The sequence below is a fragment of the Intrasporangium chromatireducens Q5-1 genome (assembly GCF_000576575.1).
In the GTDB taxonomy this organism is placed as follows: Bacteria; Actinomycetota; Actinomycetes; order Actinomycetales; family Dermatophilaceae; genus Intrasporangium_A; species Intrasporangium_A chromatireducens.
Window position 1 is genome coordinate 1 of the sequence record NZ_AWQS01000650.1, and the last position, 254, is coordinate 254.

Annotated in this window: 1 protein-coding gene; it reads right to left on the reverse strand. The window is 75.6% G+C overall.

Annotated features, from left to right (window positions below; all coding sequences use genetic code 11):
* On the reverse strand, window positions 1-254 hold a 254-nt coding region (locus N864_RS25420), incomplete at both ends, for a hypothetical protein (RefSeq protein WP_034723450.1).

The window sequence follows — 254 nt, forward strand, 5'->3', positions numbered from 1 at the left end:
CCTCTTCGGCGTCGTCGTGCTGGTCCGGGTCGCCGTCGGGCGGTCCGGCACGGTACTCGGCGGCCTCAGTCGAGGTGAAGGAGTCGCTGTTGCCCCGGTCCGCGGCCGGCTCGGCCGCGGCGGCGTCGACCCCGTCGGTGTCCTCCAGCTCCTCGGCGTTGTCGTGCTCGTCCGGGTCGGCCTGGTCACCCGTGTCGCCGGTGCCGGTCGCGTCGGCGTTCTCCGGCGCGTCCGGGTCGGTGGTCTCGGTGGGG